The following is an 18531-nucleotide window of genomic DNA, read 5'->3' on the forward strand; positions in this document are numbered from 1 at the left end:
GCGCGGATGACGCGGCGTGCGGCGATGGTTGCAGGCTTGGTATGTGCGGTGTTGCTGGCGCTGCTCGCGGGCACAGGTTGGGCGGCTCGTGCTTCGCGGCAGGTGATCGAACGCGCATCTGCGGGCCGCGTCTTTGATGCTGTCAGCGACGTGCCGCATCGCAAGGTGGCGCTGGTGTTGGGCTGCGCACCGCGCTTCGGCCGCTACCCGAATCCGTTTTTCACCGCACGCATCGACGCCGCAGTTGCGTTGTTCCGTGCGGGCAAGGCGGATTATCTGCTGGTGAGCGGAGACAATCGGCGTGCGGATTACGATGAGCCGACCGCGATGAAGGCGGCGCTGATGGCCGCCGGTGTGCCGGAGCCGCGCATCTACTGCGACTACGCGGGCCGCCGAACGTTGGACTCCGTTGTGCGTGCCAAGGAAGTCTTCGGACAGAGCCAGTTCATCATCGTCTCACAGAAGTTCCATAACCAGCGCGCCGTATTCATCGCCTCACATCGGGGCATCGATGCGGTGGGCTTCAATGCTGCGGACGTGAATTCACGCTGGACTGCCGCAGTGATGGCGCGCGAGGCGGGCGCGCGCATGAAGGCGGTGTTTGACATCTACGTTTTGCAGCGGCAGCCGCACTTTCTCGGCGTGCATGTGGAAATCGGCGAAAAGAAATAGCAGAAAAGGGTTTGCGGGCGCTTTGCTCGAGCAGATGCGTTTGCTATAATTCAATACGTCGCGTGATGTTAGCGATCCCTTCCGTAGCGCACTTCCACAGTGCAAGCAAGGAATGGCCAGGTAGCTCAGCTGGTAGAGCAGCGGACTGAAAATCCGCGTGTCGGCGGTTCGATCCCGTCCCTGGCCACCATCTTCTCCCTTCAAGAGTGAAACAGGTGTGGTCGTGGCAGAGCTTCCCGCAACGCCTTAAGTTTTGTTAAAGTGGTCGGCCGCAATGAGCGGATTCCACTGCTTTTGCGTGATACTGAATTGCCGATGAACGCAGTTGGACTCAAAGACGCAAACCAGCCGAGCGAGCAGGGAACCCTGCTGCTGATCGACGACGACGTCGAGTTGTGCTCGCTGATGACCGAGTATTTTTCCGAGAAGGGCTACTCCGTGGACGCCGTCAACGACGGACGCGCCGGACTGGCCCGTGCTCTCGAAGGCAAGCACGATCTCGTCATTCTGGACGGCATGCTGCCCGTCCTCGATGGCTTCGAGGTGCTTCGCCAGCTTCGCAAACGCAGCGCGGTGCCGGTCATCATGCTGACGGCGCGCACCCATGAGCGAGACCGCATCACGGGGCTGGACGCCGGCGCTGACGACTATCTTCCCAAGCCATTCGGGCCCGATGAGCTGCTGGCTCGCATCCGTGCTGTGCTGCGCCGCTATCATGTGCAACCCCAGGGCGGGGAAGTGTTGCAGGTTGGTCCGATTGAGCTGAACACGGAAACCCACATGGCCAAGCGCGGCGACGAACTGCTGACGCTGACCTCGGTGGAGTTCCAGGTGTTGGAGCTGCTGATGCGCGCAGCCGGGCGCGTGGTTTCGCGGGATGAGATTGCCGCAGTGCTCTACCAGCGAGAAGCCACACCATACGAGCGCTCGCTGGATGTTCACGTCAGCCATCTGCGCCGCAAGATCGAGCGTGGCGAAGTGACGCTGATCCGCACCGTGCGCGGCGCAGGCTACGTTATGACTCCGGGGGAGGAGTAGTTGATGCGCACGCTCACCGCCCGGGTCGCCATCGGGTTCTCCATCGCGCTGCTTTTCTGCGTGGTCAGCTTTTCGTGGGTTTCGGCGCGCATCAACCACATCACGGTCGGCAAGTACTTTCACAAGACTGTGCATCTGGAACTGGCACAGGCAATCCGCGCCTACGAAAAGGGCGGCAAGCCTGCACTCAAGGAATCTCTGGACGAGATGGATGATGCCATCGGTGGCCAGCGCTACTTGATTGATGGCAACGGACGCGACGTAGTCTCGGGAGAAGATCGCTCCTGGATGCACTCGTACCACCCAACATGGATGGGCATTCCGACCGGGAAGCGCGAGAACTTTACCCTCGTGGTGCGCGAGCACGACCGCCCATACGCAATGGTGCTGGTGGCGCCGCCGCCGATTGGCCCTGCGCTGTTCATCCCCTATTTTGTGATCGTGGCGCTGATTACCGGATCACTGGGATGGGGTTTTTCTGCGGGCATTGTGGCTCCTCTGTTGAAGGTGGCAAACACCGTGGAGCGCTTCGGGCGCGGCGATCTCTCGGCACGTATCACCACCACGCGCACCGATGAAATTGGCAAGGTGGCGGTGGCGTTCAACAGCATGGCGGACCGCATCGAGACCCTGCTGACGGCCGAACGCCGCCTGCTGCAGGACGTTTCGCATGAACTGCGTTCTCCGCTGGCGCGGCTGAGCTTTGCCGCGGAGTTGATGAAGAGTTCCTCGGACCGCGATGCCGCCGCGGCGCGGCTGCGGAGAGAAGTGGAGCGCCTGACGCGGTTGGTGTCCTCGCTGGTTGAGATGGTCAGCGCCGAGGGAGACCCTGAATCGCGCACACGGCAGCGCGTGCTGCTGGGGCCGCTCGTCCGGGAGATTGTGGATGACTGCGGGATTGAAGCCGAAAAGCGCGCCCTTACCTTGAACACTGAGATTGAGGGCGAGGTCCCCGTGGAGGGCGATCAGGAACTGCTGCGCCGCGCCGTGGAGAACGTGCTGCGCAACGCCATTCGCTACTCCCCAACGGGGGCGACCATCAACGTGCGCCTGGCGGAGCAGGCAGGAAACATCTCCGTCACCATTCGCGACGAAGGGCCGGGCGTGCCCGAAGATCAACTCGCGCGCATCTTCGATCCATTCTTCCGCGTGGATGAGTCGCGTGACTCGGCGAGCGGCGGCGTGGGGCTTGGCCTGTCCATCGCGCGGCGTGCGGTCTCCGTGCATCATGGCGAAATCTATGCGCGTAACGCGCATCCGGGGCTTGAGACCACCATCGTAATTCCCTCGGCCCTCTAGCACCGCATCTTCCTCCACGTGCCCCTATGAGGCATAAAGAACACTGATTGGACACCTTTGGGTCCCCACGGCATCATAAGCATGTGGGGATCATTCTATTTTGGTTTGGTGTTGTGTTGGCCCTGAGCGGGAAACTGAGCGCTCCGCTTGCTCTGGGCTTGGGGCTGTGCTTTGGCTTGACGATGACGCATCCGTACGCATCGCAATCAAAGCGGGCATCGTCGCGCTTGCTGCAGGCATCGGTTGTGGCGCTTGGTTTTGGCATGAACCTGACAGAGGTTGTGCGTGCCGGGCGCAGCGGCGTCTGGGTAACCGCTATCAGCATTGCCACGGTTCTTGCGCTGGGCATATTGCTGGGACGTTGGCTGGGGGTTGAGCGCAAGCCCGCGTACCTGATTTCGGCGGGCACGGCCATTTGCGGAGGCAGCGCCATTGCCGCCGTCGGGCCGGTGGTGGAGGCGAGCGAAGAAGAGATGGCTGTCTCGTTGGCCACGGTCTTCGTGCTCAACTCCGTTGCGTTGATCGTCTTCCCGCCCATCGGGCTCTGGGCGCATCTCTCGCCGCAGCAGTTCGGACTGTGGGCGGCGCTGGCCATCCACGACACAAGTTCCGTGGTTGGTGCGGCTGCGCGTTTTGGCGGTGGTGCCTTGGCGCTGGCTACGACCGTGAAGCTGGTGCGGGCGTTGTGGATCATGCCCGTGGGGCTGGTTACCGCGGCGGCCCGCAAGCGCTCTGCCAAGGTGCGCGTGCAGTGGTTCATCGTGCTGTTCATCGTCGCCTGCATCTGCAATACGTACCTTCCGCGTCTGGCACCGGGATTCCACCTGCTGCGGCAGGCAGGTATCATCGGCCTGACCCTGACGCTCTACCTCATTGGCACGGGCATCTCGCGTGAGACGCTGAAGCGCGTTGGGCACAAGCCGCTGCTGCAGGGCGTGCTGCTTTGGATCATCGTGGCTTCATCCACGCTGGCGCTGATCCGCCACGGCTGGCTGCATCCATAGCTGTTCCGCTGCACTGTCACCAGAAGGCCGCTGCATGCGGCCTTTTCGTATCTTCTGAAGCGATTGCAATCTGATTTGCATCCGATGAATTTTGTGCGCAGAATGGAACCGCACAACTTCGAGGAAAGGCAGAGCAACGTGAGCATCAGCAAGATTCAGCCGCCCCAGAGACTTTTGTTTGGCCCCGGTCCCACGCAGGTGGCTCCAAGCGTCTATGAGGCGATGAGCCAGACCATCGTCAGTCATCTTGATCCGTACTTCTTCCAGGTCAGCGAAGGCGTGCAGGAGATGTTGCGCGCGGTCTTCGGCACGCAGAACAAGCTGACCTTCGCCATCTCCGGCACCGGCAGCGCCGGTATGGAGACGGCAATCACGAATTTCGTAGAGCAGGGAACGAAGGTCGGCGTGCTCGCCAACGGCTTCTTCTGCGACCGCATGACGGAGATGGCGAAGCGGCAGGGCGCGAACGTGGTCCGCCTGGAAAAGGCGTGGGGCGAGGTCTTCTCTGATGCCGAGGCCGCTGAGTTCATCCACCGCGAGAAGCCGCAGGTCGTGATGTACGTGCAGGCGGAGACCTCGACGGGCGCTTATCAGGAGGGCAAGGCGATCTGCGCGGCTGCGCACGAGGTCGGTGCCGTGGTCATCACAGACGTTGTGACCTCACTTGGCGCCATGCCGGTCAAGGTGGATGAGACGGGCATCGACATCGCCTACAGTTGCACGCAAAAGGGCCTGAGCTGCGTACCGGGCCTTGCGCCCATCACGGTTTCACCGCGCGCGATGGAAGTGCTCGAAGCGCGGCAGTCGGTCAACCGCAGCTGGTACTTTGACCTGAAGCTGCTGAACGACTACTACAAGGTTTCGCACCGCTACCACCACACAGCTTCGGCCACGCTCTTCTACGCGCTGCATGAGGCGTTGCGGCTGATTATGGAGGAGGGCGTGGAGGCGCGTTGGGCGCGGCATCGCCAGTGTCACGCCCAGTTCGTGAAGGGAATGGCTGCGCTCGGCCTCGAGATGCACGTCGCGCCCGAGCACCAGATCATGAACCTGAACACGCCGCGCGTGCCCGAAGGCGTGGACGAGCCAAAGCTGCGCAAGCTGCTGATGGACGAGCACGGCATCGAGATTCTCGGCGGTTTTGGACAGCTCGCGGGCAAGGTCTTCCGCATTGGCGTCATGGGGCCGCTGGCAACCAAGGAGAATGTTGAGATGTTCCTCAAGGCATTCGCCAGCGCGCTGGGGCGTTCGCGCACAGCGGTCGCGAAGTAGCAATAGTCAAGATGCGGCAATAGGAAGGGCGGCCCGGCGGCCGCCCTTTTGCTTTGCCTGCTGATTGTCTACGCGGAATAGCCTTTCGCCAGTGCGCCCAGAAGGCGCTCTTTCGTCGCGTCGTCCACGAATGCGGCGCGGGCCGCCATCTGGTTGGTGAGCAGGAATTGCTCGCGTCCCCAGCCGAAGTGCTCCTGCAACTTCGCGTATTCGCGATTGAGCGTGGTGGGCGTAAGCGTGCGGCTGTCGCAGTTCACGTTGAGCGCCACTCCCGCTCGCAGCAGGCGGTCAATGGGATGCTGCGGCCAACAGTGGATTGACTCGATGATCTGCACGTTTGCCGAAGGGCAGACTTCCAGATGAATGCGATTCTGGCGCAGGTGTTCCACGAGCGCGGGGTCTTCAATGCTGCGTACGCCGTGGCCGATACGGTCTGGTTGCAACTCTCGCAGGGTCTCCCAGATACTCTCCGGCCCGCGTGCTTCTCCGGCATGAGCGGTCAGGAAGCACCCTGCCTCACGCGCATGGCGGAAGGCCGCAATGTGCGCGTCGAGAGGGAAGCCCGCTTCATCCGCTGCCAGGTCCAGCGCTGCCACGTGCGAGCCTTTAAACTGCGAGACCAGCCGCGCGGTGTGCAGGCTCTGCTCCGGCGTGTAATGTCGCAGGGCGCAGAGGATGACGCGGGCTCCGATGCCGCTCGCCTGGCTCATGCGCTCCACCGCACGCTCGACAATGGAGACGACCTGCTCGGGCTGAAGCCCACGCTCAAGGTGCAGCAGCGGCGCAAAGCGGATTTCCGCATGGATCACATGGTCTACTTCGAGTTGCTCGAAGAGGTCTTCCACAACGAGTTCGAGCGCGCTTTCTGTCTGCATCAGCCGGATGCCGCTCGGCGCGCAACTCAGAAACTCCGCCAGGTTAGAGCACTGCTCCGGTGCGGCGTAATGATGTGCGTACTCTTCGCGCGTGGTTCCGGGCGCGAGCCGCGCCACGGCCTTGTAGCTGAGTGAGCAGTCAAGGTGGAGATGCAATTCAATCTTTGGCAGCGTCTTCATCGCGTTCCAGTGTAACCGCTGCAGCAGCTCAGTGCAGGAGTGCCCGGGGAGCGAGCCAGTAATTCGCGCAAAGGAAAACGCCCGCCGTACGTGACGGCGGGCGTGTGATTGATGTCCAGGAACTAGAACTTCAACTTGATCGCAAGCTGCATCTGTCGAGGATCGCCGACGCCCTTGCGGAGGAAGCCGTTGAAGTCGAACAGGGCAGGTGCGCCCAAGGTGTTCACGTTGTTCTTGGAGTTGAAGGTGTTGAACATCTCCGCCGTCGGAATCAGTTCGAAGCGTTCGTGGATGTGGAACGGACGAGCGATGCGCCAATCGACGGAGGTGTAGGCGTTGTCTTTGCGTGCGCTGTTGCGCGGCAGCAGCGGGTTGCCAAAGGCATCAGTGAGCCAGACGGGCTGTGCCGAGTGCGCCTGGAAGCGCAGGTCGGCGTCAAAGCCCCACGGCAGACGGCCAATCACGAAGGCGTTGAACTTGTGGCGCATGTCGCGGTTGGACGGTGCATACAGGGCGCGCAGGTTGTAGGTCGGGTCCGGCGAAACCGTGATGTCCGTGAACGGATCACGCTCGTTGGAGTCCGTGTCTGAGTCCTGCGAGTAGACGTAGTTGGCCTCGAACTGCAGGCCCTTGCTCAAGTGGCGGCGCGCACCAACGGTGATGCCGCGGTAGAGCGAGTTGGCGCGGCTGCTGGTGACCATGGTTTCACCCAGGGTCGGGAACGGCGTGCCGCGGTCCGAGCGGTTGTAGTTGAGGAAGTTGGTGAGGAAGACTCCCTTGGACCAGGTCAGATCGACGTAGACCGTGGTTCCGGCGGCCACCTGCTGCTCGTACTGGAAGTTGCCGGTGTAGATGCGCGGGTTCTTGTAGTTCTTGTCGAAGACGCGCACGCCCGCGCCGCTGGCTGCGCCCGTCGGGGTCAACAGTTGCAGGTAGGTCGGATTGCCGTAGCCGGAGAACTCCGTCAGCGTCTGCTGGAACACGCCGTTCGTGGTGATGGAGCCAACCTGCGAGAGCATGTTCTGGTGTCCGTTGTAGATGCCGGCGCTGACGCGGAAGACCGACTTGCCGTTACCGCGTGCATCCCAGGCCAGTCCCACGCGCGGCTGGAATTCCTTCCACTGGCTCGGAATCTTGCCATTGGACGGGAAGGCCGCGGTGCCAATATACGGCGCGTAGGCCGTCTGCGACGGAGCAATGACCGGGTCAGGCAGCACTTGGGCTTCCCAGCGCAGACCGTAGTTGAGCGTGAGGTTGCGGGTCACCTGGTACTTGTCCTGAACGAACAGGGCCAGGTCTTCATTCTTGATGTTGGAGTAGCCGGCTGCATCGGTGGCCGGGCCGTTCAGCCCAGCGCCTTGCAGGTAGAGCCACAGCGGCGAATTCGGCGTGGAGTCGTCACCGCAAGCGCCCGTGGAGGTCCAGGTGCCGTCAGCACACTGTGCCGCGTTCGGGCCAAAGCCGTTACCGGTGGAGGCCGGCGTGGCGTAATGCAGGAAGCCCACCGTGTTGCCAAAGATGTAGCGTCCCTGGAAGAAGCCGCGGAAGACCTGCCCGTTGCGGCTGTGAACCCACTCGGCGCCGGTCTTGACGGTGTGCTTGCCCTTTACCCAGGTCAGGTTGTCACGGAGTTGTCCGCGCCAGAAGATCTCATCCACGTTCGGGCCGAGGAAGAACGGATGGCCGAAGCGGAAGGTCACCTGCGAGTCGGATGTGCCGATGGCTGTGTCCGAGATGATGGGCGACTTGGTGGCCTCGCGCGGGCGGTTCTCACGCGTGAAGCCGATGTGCGCTTCATTCACCACGCTCGACGAGAGCGTGCTATAGGCGTTCAGGTTGATGGCGTTGATCTTCGACGCGCCTTCTTCACCATTCGCGCTGGTGCCGTAGGTGGCCACGTCAAAAGTCTGGTTCAGGTTGTCCGAGTAGTCAAAGTTGTAGGACGCCGACAGCTTATTGTTGGCGTTCATGTTCCAGTCCAGCTTGCCCAGCACCGCCGTGTTGCGGATCTGGTGGTTGATGGGCTTCGACTCATCGTCGCTGTACTGCGACTTGTAGAAGTTGATGAGCGCCAGGCGCTGGCAGTCAATGTTGCTGGAGATCAGCGCCTCGTTGGCGAGGATGGTGGGTGCCGTCACAGGGCAGGCGGTGTCGCCCACCTGCTGTCCAAGGTTGGCGCGCTTCAGGTTCTCGCGGATGTGCTCCACGGCACCGAAGAAGAACAGCTTGTCCTTCTTGATTGGCCCGCCGAGCGTGCCGCCGAACTGGTTACGCAGGAAGCCATCGAGCGGCTTGCCGTCACTGGTGTTGCTGGTCAGTGCTTCATGGCGGAAGAACTCGAAGGCCGAGCCGTGCAGGTCGTTGGTGCCGCTCTTGGTAATGACGTTGACCACGCCACCGGCGGTGCGTCCGAATTCGGCGCTGGCGCCGCTGGCCACTACCTGGAATTCACCGATGGCGTCGAGCGTGATGTCAACCGCAGCGCGCTGGCCGCCAAGCTGCTCGCCAAAGAAGCCGTTGTTGTAGTCGCCGCCGTCGAGGCTGATGTTGTTGAAGATGCCGCGCTGGCCGCTGAAGTTGATTTCGTCGCCGTCCGGGCCCTGCGAAATGCTGACGCCCGGAGTCAGGGTAAGAAGGTCTTCAAACTTGCGTCCGAGGACCGGCAGAGTGCTCACCGCATCATTGCCGATGCTGGTGCTGGATTCGGTCTTAACCAGGTCGATGGTGGCGGTGGTGTTGACCTCCACCTGCTCCTGCTGTGCCGCAACCTTCAGCATCACGTTGAAGGTGACATTCTGGCCCACGCTCAGCGAGAGCGAGCCGGTGACCGTGTTAAAGCCCTTCACTCCGGCAACCACAACCTTGTACGGTCCCGGAGGAAGCCCGGCCAGCGTGTAGCGCCCGTCGGCATCGGTCTTCACTGTGCGGATGGCGTTCGTGTCGGTGGACTTGGCTTGCACGCTGGCACCCGGAATTACCGCGCCCGATTGTTCGGAGACGATGCCCGAAATGGTGCCGGTAGTGATTTGCTGGGCCAGACAGAGAGTGGAAGCGAAGAGCAGCAGCACAGAAACGGTGAGTCTCAGTAGCTTCATTCGATTCTCCAACTGCTTCACGGAGGCTGGTCAATTCACTGCCAGGTCCGCATGCAGTTCATGATTTGTGTAGATAGCTTAAGTATAGAGATTTATGAATATAGTTCCTCCGGCAAAAAGGTGGGAATTGTTACAGATTGATGAAATATTCAGCGCGGTCCTGTGAATATCTGGTCATAATTTCGCAAAAATCCCCGGAAAGTGCCGGTGCAAGCGAATTTCATGCAGTGAAAGTGCTATTCCGCCTTCGGCTTGTAGATGACGCCGCTGCTGGTTTTGCCGTTCATCACGACGGTCAACGGATGGTCAAAGTGCAACAGGCGCACACACTCGCTCTCGTCTTCAGCGGGGTGGGCAGCAAGCCACGACCAATCGACGAATCCCTCGCCCGCGTCAGGATTCACCGTGAAGTAGCCCACCTGGAAGGCGGTCAGGTTCTGAAAGAAGTGGCTGCCCTGAGAGGGAGTGACGCGGAAGTCGCGGAAGCCCGCTTCCACGATGACGCGTGCGCCTGAGACTTGATCCCACTCGACAGGGATGCCGAGCCACGGATCATTCGACCCCCAGCGACCGACGCCGATGAGAATGTAAGGCGCGTTGGCTGCGCTCAATTCGGCGTTGAAGGCTGCCACGCGTTCCGCCACTTGCTGACTGCGTCCACGCTCGAAGCGGTGGAAGTCGACCACCACCACATCCTGAAGGTTCTTGATGCATCCGTGGCCGAGTACGCGGTTGCTCTGGCAGACAAGTTCCGACGGCGGAACGGTGCCTATCTCCACCTCTTCCTCTTCACGCGAGAGTGCGAGAGGACGCATTTGCAGGAATCCGACTTCGACAGGCTGGCCTTCGCGCAGCGGAAAGCTGACGGCGAATTCAATCTCCACCGGACGCCCCTGCGCTTCTTCTCCTGTTTGCATCAGGTGGTCGAGCAGTTGCGGCAGCGGGAAGATGCCGTACTTGAGGATGGGCGCAAAGCTGACAATGCGTACGCCTGGACGGCTCATGCCGTCGTAGACCATCTCGTTCTCGGCGGAATACGTGGAGGCCACGCGGTGCAGGGTGCCATCGCGCTCGGCGAGCGTGAGGTCATAGCTGCGCTCGCGCAGGTCGCGCACCGGGTCCTGCAGGTGTCCGGCGTGGCTCAGGTCGAGGGCAAAGAACTCTGTCTGCGAGTTCTGCAGAATGTCGTCGACCGAGGAGAACTGCACGATGTGCTGCGGATGGCGCGGGCTGAAAGTGAGAGCCTTGCCGCCATCCACCACCGCGCAGCCGAGTCCGAGCGCGACGGTGGCAATGCCGTCTTCCACACGCATGGGCGGCACAGGATAGAAGTTGTGCGAACGCACCACGCCGGAGAAATCCGGATAAAAGCGATTTTCGTGCTCGGCGCCCACCAGCTTCTGGATCATGACCGCCATCTTCTCCTCTTCCAGCCGGTAGGGCGTGGCGCGCACGTAGGCCTTGGCGTGCTGGCGGAAGGTGGAGGCGTAGACGAGTTTGATGGCCTGTATCAACTGCTGGAGCCGCTCGTCCTCGCTGGCGCGGTTCACCAGCATGTAGGTTTCATAGACGCCGGTGAACGGCTGGTACTGCGAGTCCTCCAGCAGAGACGACGAGCGCACGGCGAGCGGGTAGTGCGCCTGTGCCAGGAAGGCGCGCAAGTTCTGCTCGAGAGAGGCGGGCAGCGAGGCTTGCAGAAAGCGCTCCTCCACATCGCGGTCACTGGAGCAGTGCATTGCAAAAGTAAACAGGTCGTTCTCCGCCAGGAACTGATCGAAGACGGCCGTTGCCAGCACCAGCGTGGGAGGCACGGCAATGCGTATGCCAGCAAAACGCTCATGGCTGCGCATGCGGTAGAGCACGTGGCGCACAAAAGCCAGGCCGCGAGCTTTGCCACCGAGTGAGCCGCCGCCGATACGCAGGAAGAAATCGTCACCGCCGCGGAAGGTATCGCCATGAAAGTCGCCAATGAGCATCTGACTTTGCTCGTGGCGGTATTCGGCAATGGAGGCGATCAGGTCGTGGCGCAGCGACGCGATGGAGGCGAAGTCGGAGATTTTGCGCGGACGCAGTTTTAATGCGAGCGCAAACTCCGTACGCGCCCTCAGCCAGTGCGAGAAATGATTGCGTTCGGCGTGGTAGGCCAGCGACTCGTCCGGGATGGACTTGAGCATCTCTTCAAGCTCGACCAGATCTCTTGCACGTCCGACCTCGTTGCCGTTGGGCAGCCGGAAGACGAAGTCTCCGAAGGCCACCTGCTCCACCAGAAACTTGCGCAGGTCGGCCAGCAGGGAAGGCGAGCGCTTCTGCAAAAAACTGAAGCCTTCTTCGTAAGCGCGGCGCATGAACTGCTCAGTGCGGCTGGAGTGCAGCACGATGGGCACGTCCGGATAGGTCTCACGCACCTGCCAGGCCAGCGCGAAACCGGCCTCCTTCATCATCGCGCCATCGCGCGGGAACTCCACGTCCGAGATGACGCCGAGCAGGTATTCGCCATACTGCTTCACGGCCTCCTGTGCTTCTTCATAGCTGGAGCACAGCAGAATCTTCGGGCGCGCGCGCATGCGCATCAGCTTGTGCGCCATGTTCAGCCCTTCGCTGATGACGCGCCGCGTCTGCTCAATCATCTCGGTATAGATCATCGGCAGGAACGCCGAGTAATAGCGGATGTTGTCCTCGACGACGAGCATGACCGGCACGCCGATGGTGCTGGTGTCATGCGCGGCGTTGCGCTTGTCCTCCACGTACTTGACGATGGCGATGAGGATGCGCACGTTGCCCTGCCAGAGGAAGATGCGCTCAATGTCCGTGACCGGATTGCGTGCGCGGAAGTTCTTGATCTCGCGATAGTCGTAGGCCAGCACCACCACCGGCACGTCGAGCCCGGCCTCCTTCACTTTGCGCGCCAGTTGCGCGGCATCCATGTCCGGCAGGCTCAGGTTGGTGACGATCAGGTTGTAGCGCGGCTGCTTCCTGGCCAGCGCCAGCGCCTCGGTGCCAGTGCGCACGTGACGTATGCCAGGAATCTGCTGCAGATGCAGCTCGACGGATTCGCCCGCCAGCAGTTCGTTCAGGCGTCCATCTTCGCGCAGAATGAACGAATCATAGAGCGAGGAGACGAGCAGGATGTCCTGCACGCGGAAGGACATGAGGTCTTCAAAGCTCTCAAAGGGCCGCTGGTTGTCGTCGAGGGGAAGCGCGTTGGGTTCGGTCATGTTTGTCCACTTGTGGGTACCGAAATGCCGACGAGACAGTGTAGTTCAACTTGTGCAATGCCAACAGAGGTCTCATGCAGGAGAGGTTCAGGCGTGATCGTTCGTGCCGTCTTTGTGGGAGATTGCGGTTTTGCCGGCGCGGCGGCTTGCGCTATAGTGTCAGGGACTTCCCCCCAAAGCGAATCTCAATCCGCATTCAAACAGGAGCGTTTTACAGATGCAGCAGCGGAGTGTGCAGGCAGGGAGCACTTTGGCGTGTGCAGGAGTCCCAGAACCAAGACATATGGCGTATCTGGATGCGCTGCGTGGCTGGGCCGTTCTCGGAGTGGTTCTGGTTCATTGCACCATCCTCTCGCTTCAGAACAATCCGCAGTGGGAGATTGGATTCGCCGGGCAGCGCGGAGTGCAGCTGTTCTATCTGGTCAGCGCGTTCACGCTGTTTTACACGATGGACGGGCGTTCCGGGGAGCGGTTCCGCTGGTCGAACTTCTATATCCGGCGCTTTTTCCGTATCGCGCCAATGTACTATGCCGTGATGGTGGTGAACCGCCTCGTCTTTCATGGCGTGGTCGGCGTGGTGCCCGTCGTCAGGCTTGGGGCAGTGGATTATCTGCTGGGCCTTCTGATGATGCATGGACTGAGTGCAAAAGCCTCCGCAGGCCTGGTGCCGGGTGGATGGTCCGTGGGAGTGGAGGCACTCTTCTACCTCACGTTTCCCGCAGTCTTTGCCTGCATCCATAAAGTGACACATGCCGTCATCATGTGCGTTGGCAGCGCACTCGTCTGTGGCGTGACGTGCTGGACCGTGGCCCGGCACCTGGCGGACAAGCGGTTGCAGGAAGTGATCGTCTTCACTTCGTTCCCCATTCAATTTCCCGTGTTCATGATGGGCGTGCTCGCTTACTTCCTCTGGAAGCAGCATTTGCGCGTGGCATTCGAGAGTGAGTCATTCAAGGCGCACAGCAGGGAACTGTCACTGGTGCTGCTGCTGTTCAGCGCGGTGTTGTTTGCGTCTCAATTCCCCATGCGCAATTCCAAGCTCTACGCCGCGTCGTTTGCGTTTCTTCCCTTTCTCCTGGCGCTGGCCATCCATCCGTGGCGCATCTTTGTAAATCGGGTGACCGTATTTCTGGGAAAGATATCCTATAGTCTCTATCTCGTGCACTGTCTGATAGCAGCCATCGTGGAGCACTACTTCAACTGGCTGGATGTGAAGACGAACTCGCTCCTGGGCGTGCTGCTCAATGATCGTGTGCCGGGGCTCGTGCTCACCCTCATGCTCATGCTTGCGATCTGTGTTCCGATCAGCTGGCTTACGTGGAGATGGATTGAGCAGCCGGCAATACGAGCGGGGCGCCGTTGGGTTGCCTGGCGCGAACGGAAAGCAACACTGGTGCAGGAGCGCCAATCTCTTGCGGCGGAGTCTCTCTAAGGTATCTGCAGGAGGGAGATCAGTCCGGCGCGACCCAAAGGAAAGCGGGGTGGCTGGTTGACCACCCCGCGAGGGTAACTCCAGGTTCGAAGTTACGCGAACTGTTTCCTCGGGCAGACCTGCCGGGCATGCGCCATTCGCGGGCGCTCCGGCTGGCCGCGCCTGTTACACCAAGCCCTGGTCGAGCATCGAGTTGGCGACCTTGACGAAGCCGGCGATGTTGGCGCCGTTGACGAGGTTGCCCGGCGTGCCGTACTTCTCGGCCGTCTCGAAGCAGTTCTTGTGGATGGCGATCATGATCTTGTGCAGACGATCGTCGACTTCCTCGCGCGTCCAGGCCAGCCGCATCGAGTTCTGGCTCATCTCCAGGCCGCTGGTGGCAACGCCGCCGGCGTTGGCTGCCTTGGCCGGGCCGTACATGATGCCAGCCTCAAGGAACAGGCGGGTGGCGTCGAGCGTCGAAGGCATGTTGGCGCCTTCCGACACCAGCTTCACACCGTTCTTCAGCAGGTTCGCTGCGTCCTTGGCGTTGATTTCGTTCTGTGTGGCGCTCGGGAAAGCGCAATCGGCCTTAATGTTCCAGATCGGGTTGCAGTCGCCCTTGCCGTCCACTGGCATGTAGATGGCCTTCTTGAACTTCTCCGCATACTGCTGGATGCGGCCGCGGCGGACGTTCTTCAACTCGAGGATGAACGCCAGTTTTTCGCGGTCAATGCCATCCGGATCGAAGATGGCGCCGTTGGAGTCGGAGCAGGTGACCGGCTTGGCGCCGAGGTCGAGCAGCTTCTCCAGCGTGTACTGCGAAACGTTGCCGCTGCCGCTGACGAGGCAGACCTTGCCTTCGAGCGTGTCCTTGCGGGTCTTCAGCATTTCCTGCGCAAAGTAAACGCAGCCGTAGCCGGTGGCCTCGGGACGAATGAGGGAGCCGCCCCAGTTCAGGCCCTTGCCGGTGAGCACGCCGCTGAACTCATTGCGCAGGCGCTTGTACTGTCCGAAGAGGAAGCCGATTTCACGGCCGCCCACGCCGATGTCGCCGGCCGGGACGTCGGTGTCCGGACCGATGTGGCGCGCCAGTTCGGTCATGAAGCTCTGGCAGAAGCGCATCACTTCGTTATCGCTCTTGCCCTTGGGATCGAAGTCGCTGCCGCCCTTTCCGCCGCCCATGGGCAGGGTTGTCAGCGAGTTCTTGAAGACCTGCTCAAAGGCGAGGAACTTCAGGATGCCGAGGTTCACCGAGGGATGGAAGCGCAGGCCGCCCTTGTAAGGGCCGATGGCGCTGTTCATCTCAATGCGGAAGCCGCGGTTGATCTGCATATTGCCCTGGTCGTCAAACCAGGGAACGCGGAACATGAGCACGCGCTCGGGCTCCACAATGCGCTCAAGGATGTGGTTCGAGATGTATTCGGGATGACGCTCGAGAACCAGACGCAGGGAGTCGAACACTTCCTGCACGGCCTGGTGAAATTCGGGCTCGGCGGGGTTCTTCGCCTTCACCTGGGCCATTACGTCAGCAATGTATTCAGTCGGGGTTTTGATGGCGGGCGGGTACATCGTTCCAAGACTCATAAGCGAGCTCTCCTCGGAGCGTTCTGTTGAAGTGCATCCCGGTTCGTTGCCCGGTGAGCACTTTCACTGCTATGCGCCCAGGGCCTCGACCCCAGGTCGCCGTTACCGCTGGTCACCCTCCAGGGAAGAGGGAAACCCTACTCAGGCAAACGCACCATTTAAGGCCCGGTCGTGCATTTGCGCGGTGACGATTATCACCCCGCGCAGTGATGGCGACGGTACGGGAATCCTCGTAGTTACGGACGGAAGGTTTCAGTTCGGGACAGCCGGGTACTTCCGTGTCCCAGTTCCCATTTGCCGCTTCAGCTACGCGCCCTCATTGCCGATGTGCAAAACAGGGAATTGCTGCACACAAAAGGGACAAGCCATGTCACTGGAACAGTTGAGCCTGAAGTCAAAACTGAAAATGCTGGTCGGGCTGGCGGCCGCCACGGTGCTGGGCATCGCCGTTTGCTGGCTGTGGTCGGAGCACCAGGTCATTCTTGCGCAGAAGAAGGCGCACACGCGTCAACTGGTGCAGTTGCCGCTCTCCATTGTGGAGAAGTATCGCGGGCAGGAACGGCAGGGCACGCTGAGCCGCGAAGATGCGCAGAAGAAAGCTTTGGCCGAGATTGCCGCGCTGCGCTACGACGGTGCGAATTACTTCTGGATCAACGACCTCAACCTGCGCATGGTCATGCATCCCATCAAGAGCAGCATGAATGGCAGCGATCTTTCCGGTTACAAGGATCCGAACGGCAAGCTGCTGTTTGTCGAGATGGTGGCTGCCGTCAAGGCGCAGGGCGAAGGCTATGTTCGCTACCAGTGGCCGCGCCCCGGTGCCGATAAGCCGGTCGACAAACTTTCCTACGTGCGTGGTGTGCCCGAGTGGAACTGGGTGATTGGTACCGGCATTTACATTGACGATGTGACGGCTGCCTGGCAGAAGACCGCCGCCGGCGCGGCAACCTATGTGTTCATCGCCTGCGTCGTGCTGTTCGCAATTTCGTCGATGCTGTATCGGTCGGTGTTCCGCGAGCTTGGCGGCGAGCCTGCCAGCGCCACCCGAACCATGCGCGAGATCGCTCACGGACGCCTTGCGGAGCCGGTCACGGTTGAGCCGGGGGATAGTGACAGCCTGATGGCCTGCCTGGAGAAGATGCGCGTAAGCCTGCACGACCTGCTGCGGCACATTGCGGGTGACGTGGGGCGGCTGGCTGCCTCCAACGAGCAGATTTCGCGCGGGGCCGCACGCGTGGCGCATGGTGCCGACGAGCAACGGCAGGGACTCTCTGAAAGCTCGAGCCTGATGAATGCCATCGTTTCCGACATTGGCTCAGTCTCGCAGCACGCGCAGGAGGCAGCGCAGGCCGCCGAGGAGACGACGCGCATTGCGCGTACCGGGGGAGAAGTGGTGACCGGCGCTTCCGACTGCATGTCCGCCATCGCGGACTCGGTACAGAAGACCGAGGCCGACGTGCGCGAACTCAAGGATCGCGCCGCACGTATCGGAGAAATTCTCGAGACGATCGACGGACTTGCCGACCAGACCAACCTACTGGCCCTCAACGCTGCCATTGAGGCTGCACGCGCGGGCGAGCAGGGCCGTGGCTTTGCCGTGGTGGCCGACGAAGTCCGCAAGCTGGCCGAGCGCACCACGGCCGCCACGCATGAAATCGCCAGTACCCTGCAGACCGTGCAGGATTCCAGCGTGAAGGCTGCGCAGGAGATGCAGGAGAACGCGCAGTTAGTCGAAAAGGGATTGAAGATGACGAAGGACTCCGGCTCCGCGCTGGAGGAGATCATCCGCTGCGCAGAGCGCACGCAGTCCATGATTCTGCAAATTGCCGAGGCTGCCGACCATCAGCATGGCGATGCCGAACGGGTTCGCGGTCAGCTCGACCGGGTGGTGGAGATTGCCTCCGGCTCGGCGGCGGATTCCGAACAGGCCTCGCATGCCTGCGGCGAACTAAATGAAATTGCGTCGAGCCTGACGCAGATCACCACCACGTTTGAAACCACCGGGGAAAGCTCGACGCGTAGCGACGGCGAGCAGTGGAGAGGCGCGGCGCTGCCGGTGGTGCGATCTCCAGGCGCGAGCCAGTGGGCACAATAGTCGAAGCAGGCGCGGCTTGGGCTAAGATGGGTGCGTGGCTGAATCGACTCTTACTGAACATGTGCGCGTGGTGCTGGTTTCTCCGCGCAATCCGCTGAACATCGGTGCCGTGGCGCGGGCCATGGCGAATTTCGGCGTCCATGACCTGCGCGTGGTGGCGCCCTATGAGCTTGCCTTTCGCGATGCGCAGTCGGCCGTGGGCGCCGCCGAACTGATGCAGTCGGCGCGGGTCTTTGAGAGCGTTGGGGAGGCCGTGGCCGATTGTTCGCTGGTGGTGGGCACCACCGCCGGACGTTACCGCGAGCTGCATCAACCGCTGTTTCCGTTGCCGGAAGGGATGAAGAAGTTCCGCCGTCATGCCCTGCGCGCCAATGCCGCATTGCTGCTCGGTTGCGAGAAGCGCGGGCTGGCGAACGAAGACCTCGCTTACTGCCACTGGCTGCTCACCATCCCCACCACGCCTGAGACCCCGTCGATGAACCTGGGGCAGGCGGCTGCCGTCTGCCTGTGGGAGCTTGTGAGGGCCGGTGTTGACCTCAAGGTGCCTGCCCCTCGCCACGCGCCCGCCGAGGCCGCCGACGAGGAGCGCATGACCGAGGTGCTGATGAGCGCGCTGCGAACGAGCGGCTATGTTCAGCCGAAGTCGGAGGCCGTGACAGCCCTGAAGCTGCGCCGCTTGATCCGCCGCACAAAGATGAGCGCCGAGGACGCGCGACTCTGGCTGGGAATGCTGCGCCAGTTGCTGTGGAAGCTGGAAGCGACGCGCGGCGAGTAGCGCAAAAGCTGGA

12 protein-coding genes and 1 tRNA gene are annotated in these 18531 nt (G+C 61.5%); 9 read left to right on the forward strand and 4 right to left on the reverse strand.

Going from position 1 to position 18531, the window contains the following annotated elements:
- The first annotated feature begins 6 nt into the window (after positions 1 to 6).
- The 6 genes from AC6IZO_RS03925 to AC6IZO_RS03950 all read left to right on the forward strand — a co-directional run bounded on the left by AC6IZO_RS03925 (position 7) and on the right by AC6IZO_RS03950 (position 5285).
- Positions 7 to 672, forward strand: a complete 666-nt coding sequence (locus AC6IZO_RS03925) for a SanA/YdcF family protein (RefSeq protein ID WP_497808224.1) — start codon at positions 7 to 9, stop codon at positions 670 to 672.
- A 114-nt stretch (positions 673 to 786) separates the two neighbouring features.
- Positions 787 to 862: transfer RNA gene (locus AC6IZO_RS03930), tRNA-Phe, on the forward strand.
- Positions 863 to 987: 125 nt separating this feature from the next.
- Positions 988 to 1710, forward strand: a complete 723-nt coding sequence (locus AC6IZO_RS03935) for a response regulator transcription factor (protein ID WP_497808226.1) — start codon at positions 988 to 990, stop codon at positions 1708 to 1710.
- 3 nt (positions 1711 to 1713) lie between these two features.
- Entirely contained in the window at positions 1714 to 3009 is a 1296-nt protein-coding gene (locus tag AC6IZO_RS03940) for a sensor histidine kinase (protein WP_497808228.1), read from the forward strand.
- 113 nt (positions 3010 to 3122) lie between these two features.
- Positions 3123 to 4013 (forward strand): YeiH family protein, encoded by an 891-nt coding sequence (locus tag AC6IZO_RS03945; protein ID WP_497808230.1) that lies wholly within the window; start codon positions 3123 to 3125, stop codon positions 4011 to 4013.
- Between the two features lie 138 nt (positions 4014 to 4151).
- On the forward strand, positions 4152 to 5285 hold the full coding sequence (locus AC6IZO_RS03950) for a pyridoxal-phosphate-dependent aminotransferase family protein (protein ID WP_497808232.1): 1134 nt from the start codon (positions 4152 to 4154) through the stop codon (positions 5283 to 5285).
- Between the two features lie 68 nt (positions 5286 to 5353).
- Here AC6IZO_RS03950 and add read toward each other — a convergent pair whose 3' ends face one another.
- The 3 genes from add to AC6IZO_RS03965 form a co-directional block, all read right to left on the reverse strand.
- Positions 5354 to 6340 (reverse strand): adenosine deaminase, encoded by a 987-nt coding sequence (gene add, locus AC6IZO_RS03955; protein ID WP_497808234.1) that lies wholly within the window; start codon positions 6338 to 6340, stop codon positions 5354 to 5356.
- Positions 6341 to 6462: 122 nt separating this feature from the next.
- Positions 6463 to 9435, reverse strand: a complete 2973-nt coding sequence (locus AC6IZO_RS03960) for a TonB-dependent receptor (RefSeq protein ID WP_497808236.1) — start codon at positions 9433 to 9435, stop codon at positions 6463 to 6465.
- A 236-nt stretch (positions 9436 to 9671) separates the two neighbouring features.
- Complete coding sequence (locus tag AC6IZO_RS03965; protein WP_497808238.1) at positions 9672 to 12650, reverse strand: PEP/pyruvate-binding domain-containing protein; 2979 nt, start codon at positions 12648 to 12650, stop codon at positions 9672 to 9674.
- 217 nt (positions 12651 to 12867) lie between these two features.
- Between AC6IZO_RS03965 and AC6IZO_RS03970 the strand changes: the two genes are divergently transcribed.
- Positions 12868 to 14082 carry an acyltransferase family protein gene (locus AC6IZO_RS03970; RefSeq protein ID WP_497808240.1) on the forward strand — a complete coding sequence of 405 codons (1215 nt, stop codon included), beginning with the start codon at positions 12868 to 12870 and terminating at the stop codon, positions 14080 to 14082.
- A 165-nt stretch (positions 14083 to 14247) separates the two neighbouring features.
- On the opposite strand, the gene gdhA is transcribed toward AC6IZO_RS03970, so the two are convergent.
- Positions 14248 to 15648 (reverse strand): NADP-specific glutamate dehydrogenase, encoded by a 1401-nt coding sequence (gdhA, locus tag AC6IZO_RS03975; protein ID WP_497808242.1) that lies wholly within the window; start codon positions 15646 to 15648, stop codon positions 14248 to 14250.
- A gap of 367 nt (positions 15649 to 16015) precedes the next feature.
- Between gdhA and AC6IZO_RS03980 the strand changes: the two genes are divergently transcribed.
- Both AC6IZO_RS03980 and AC6IZO_RS03985 read left to right on the forward strand, forming a co-directional pair.
- A complete protein-coding gene (locus AC6IZO_RS03980; protein ID WP_497808244.1) occupies positions 16016 to 17743 on the forward strand; it encodes a methyl-accepting chemotaxis protein in 1728 nt (575 codons plus the stop codon).
- A 34-nt stretch (positions 17744 to 17777) separates the two neighbouring features.
- Complete coding sequence (locus AC6IZO_RS03985; RefSeq protein WP_497808246.1) at positions 17778 to 18518, forward strand: RNA methyltransferase; 741 nt, start codon at positions 17778 to 17780, stop codon at positions 18516 to 18518.
- Positions 18519 to 18531: the final 13 nt, after the last annotated feature.

The sequence above is a fragment of the Oryzophilus luti genome, from assembly GCF_059726245.1.

Bases quoted from the DNA above. Each gene is read 5' to 3' on its own strand.
- AC6IZO_RS03970 (WP_497808240.1), top strand. From the start codon at position 12,868: ATGCAGCAGCGGAGTGTGCAGGCAGGGAGCACTTTGGCGTGTGCAGGA.
- AC6IZO_RS03980 (WP_497808244.1), top strand. From the start codon at position 16,016: ATGTCACTGGAACAGTTGAGCCTGAAGTCAAAACTGAAAATGCTGGTC.
- AC6IZO_RS03925 (WP_497808224.1), top strand. From the start codon at position 7: ATGACGCGGCGTGCGGCGATGGTTGCAGGCTTGGTATGTGCGGTGTTG.
- AC6IZO_RS03960 (WP_497808236.1), bottom strand. From the start codon at position 9,435: ATGAAGCTACTGAGACTCACCGTTTCTGTGCTGCTGCTCTTCGCTTCC.
- gdhA (WP_497808242.1), bottom strand. From the start codon at position 15,648: ATGAGTCTTGGAACGATGTACCCGCCCGCCATCAAAACCCCGACTGAA.
- AC6IZO_RS03940 (WP_497808228.1), top strand. From the start codon at position 1,714: ATGCGCACGCTCACCGCCCGGGTCGCCATCGGGTTCTCCATCGCGCTG.
- add (WP_497808234.1), bottom strand. From the start codon at position 6,340: ATGAAGACGCTGCCAAAGATTGAATTGCATCTCCACCTTGACTGCTCA.
- AC6IZO_RS03965 (WP_497808238.1), bottom strand. From the start codon at position 12,650: ATGACCGAACCCAACGCGCTTCCCCTCGACGACAACCAGCGGCCCTTT.
- AC6IZO_RS03935 (WP_497808226.1), top strand. From the start codon at position 988: ATGAACGCAGTTGGACTCAAAGACGCAAACCAGCCGAGCGAGCAGGGA.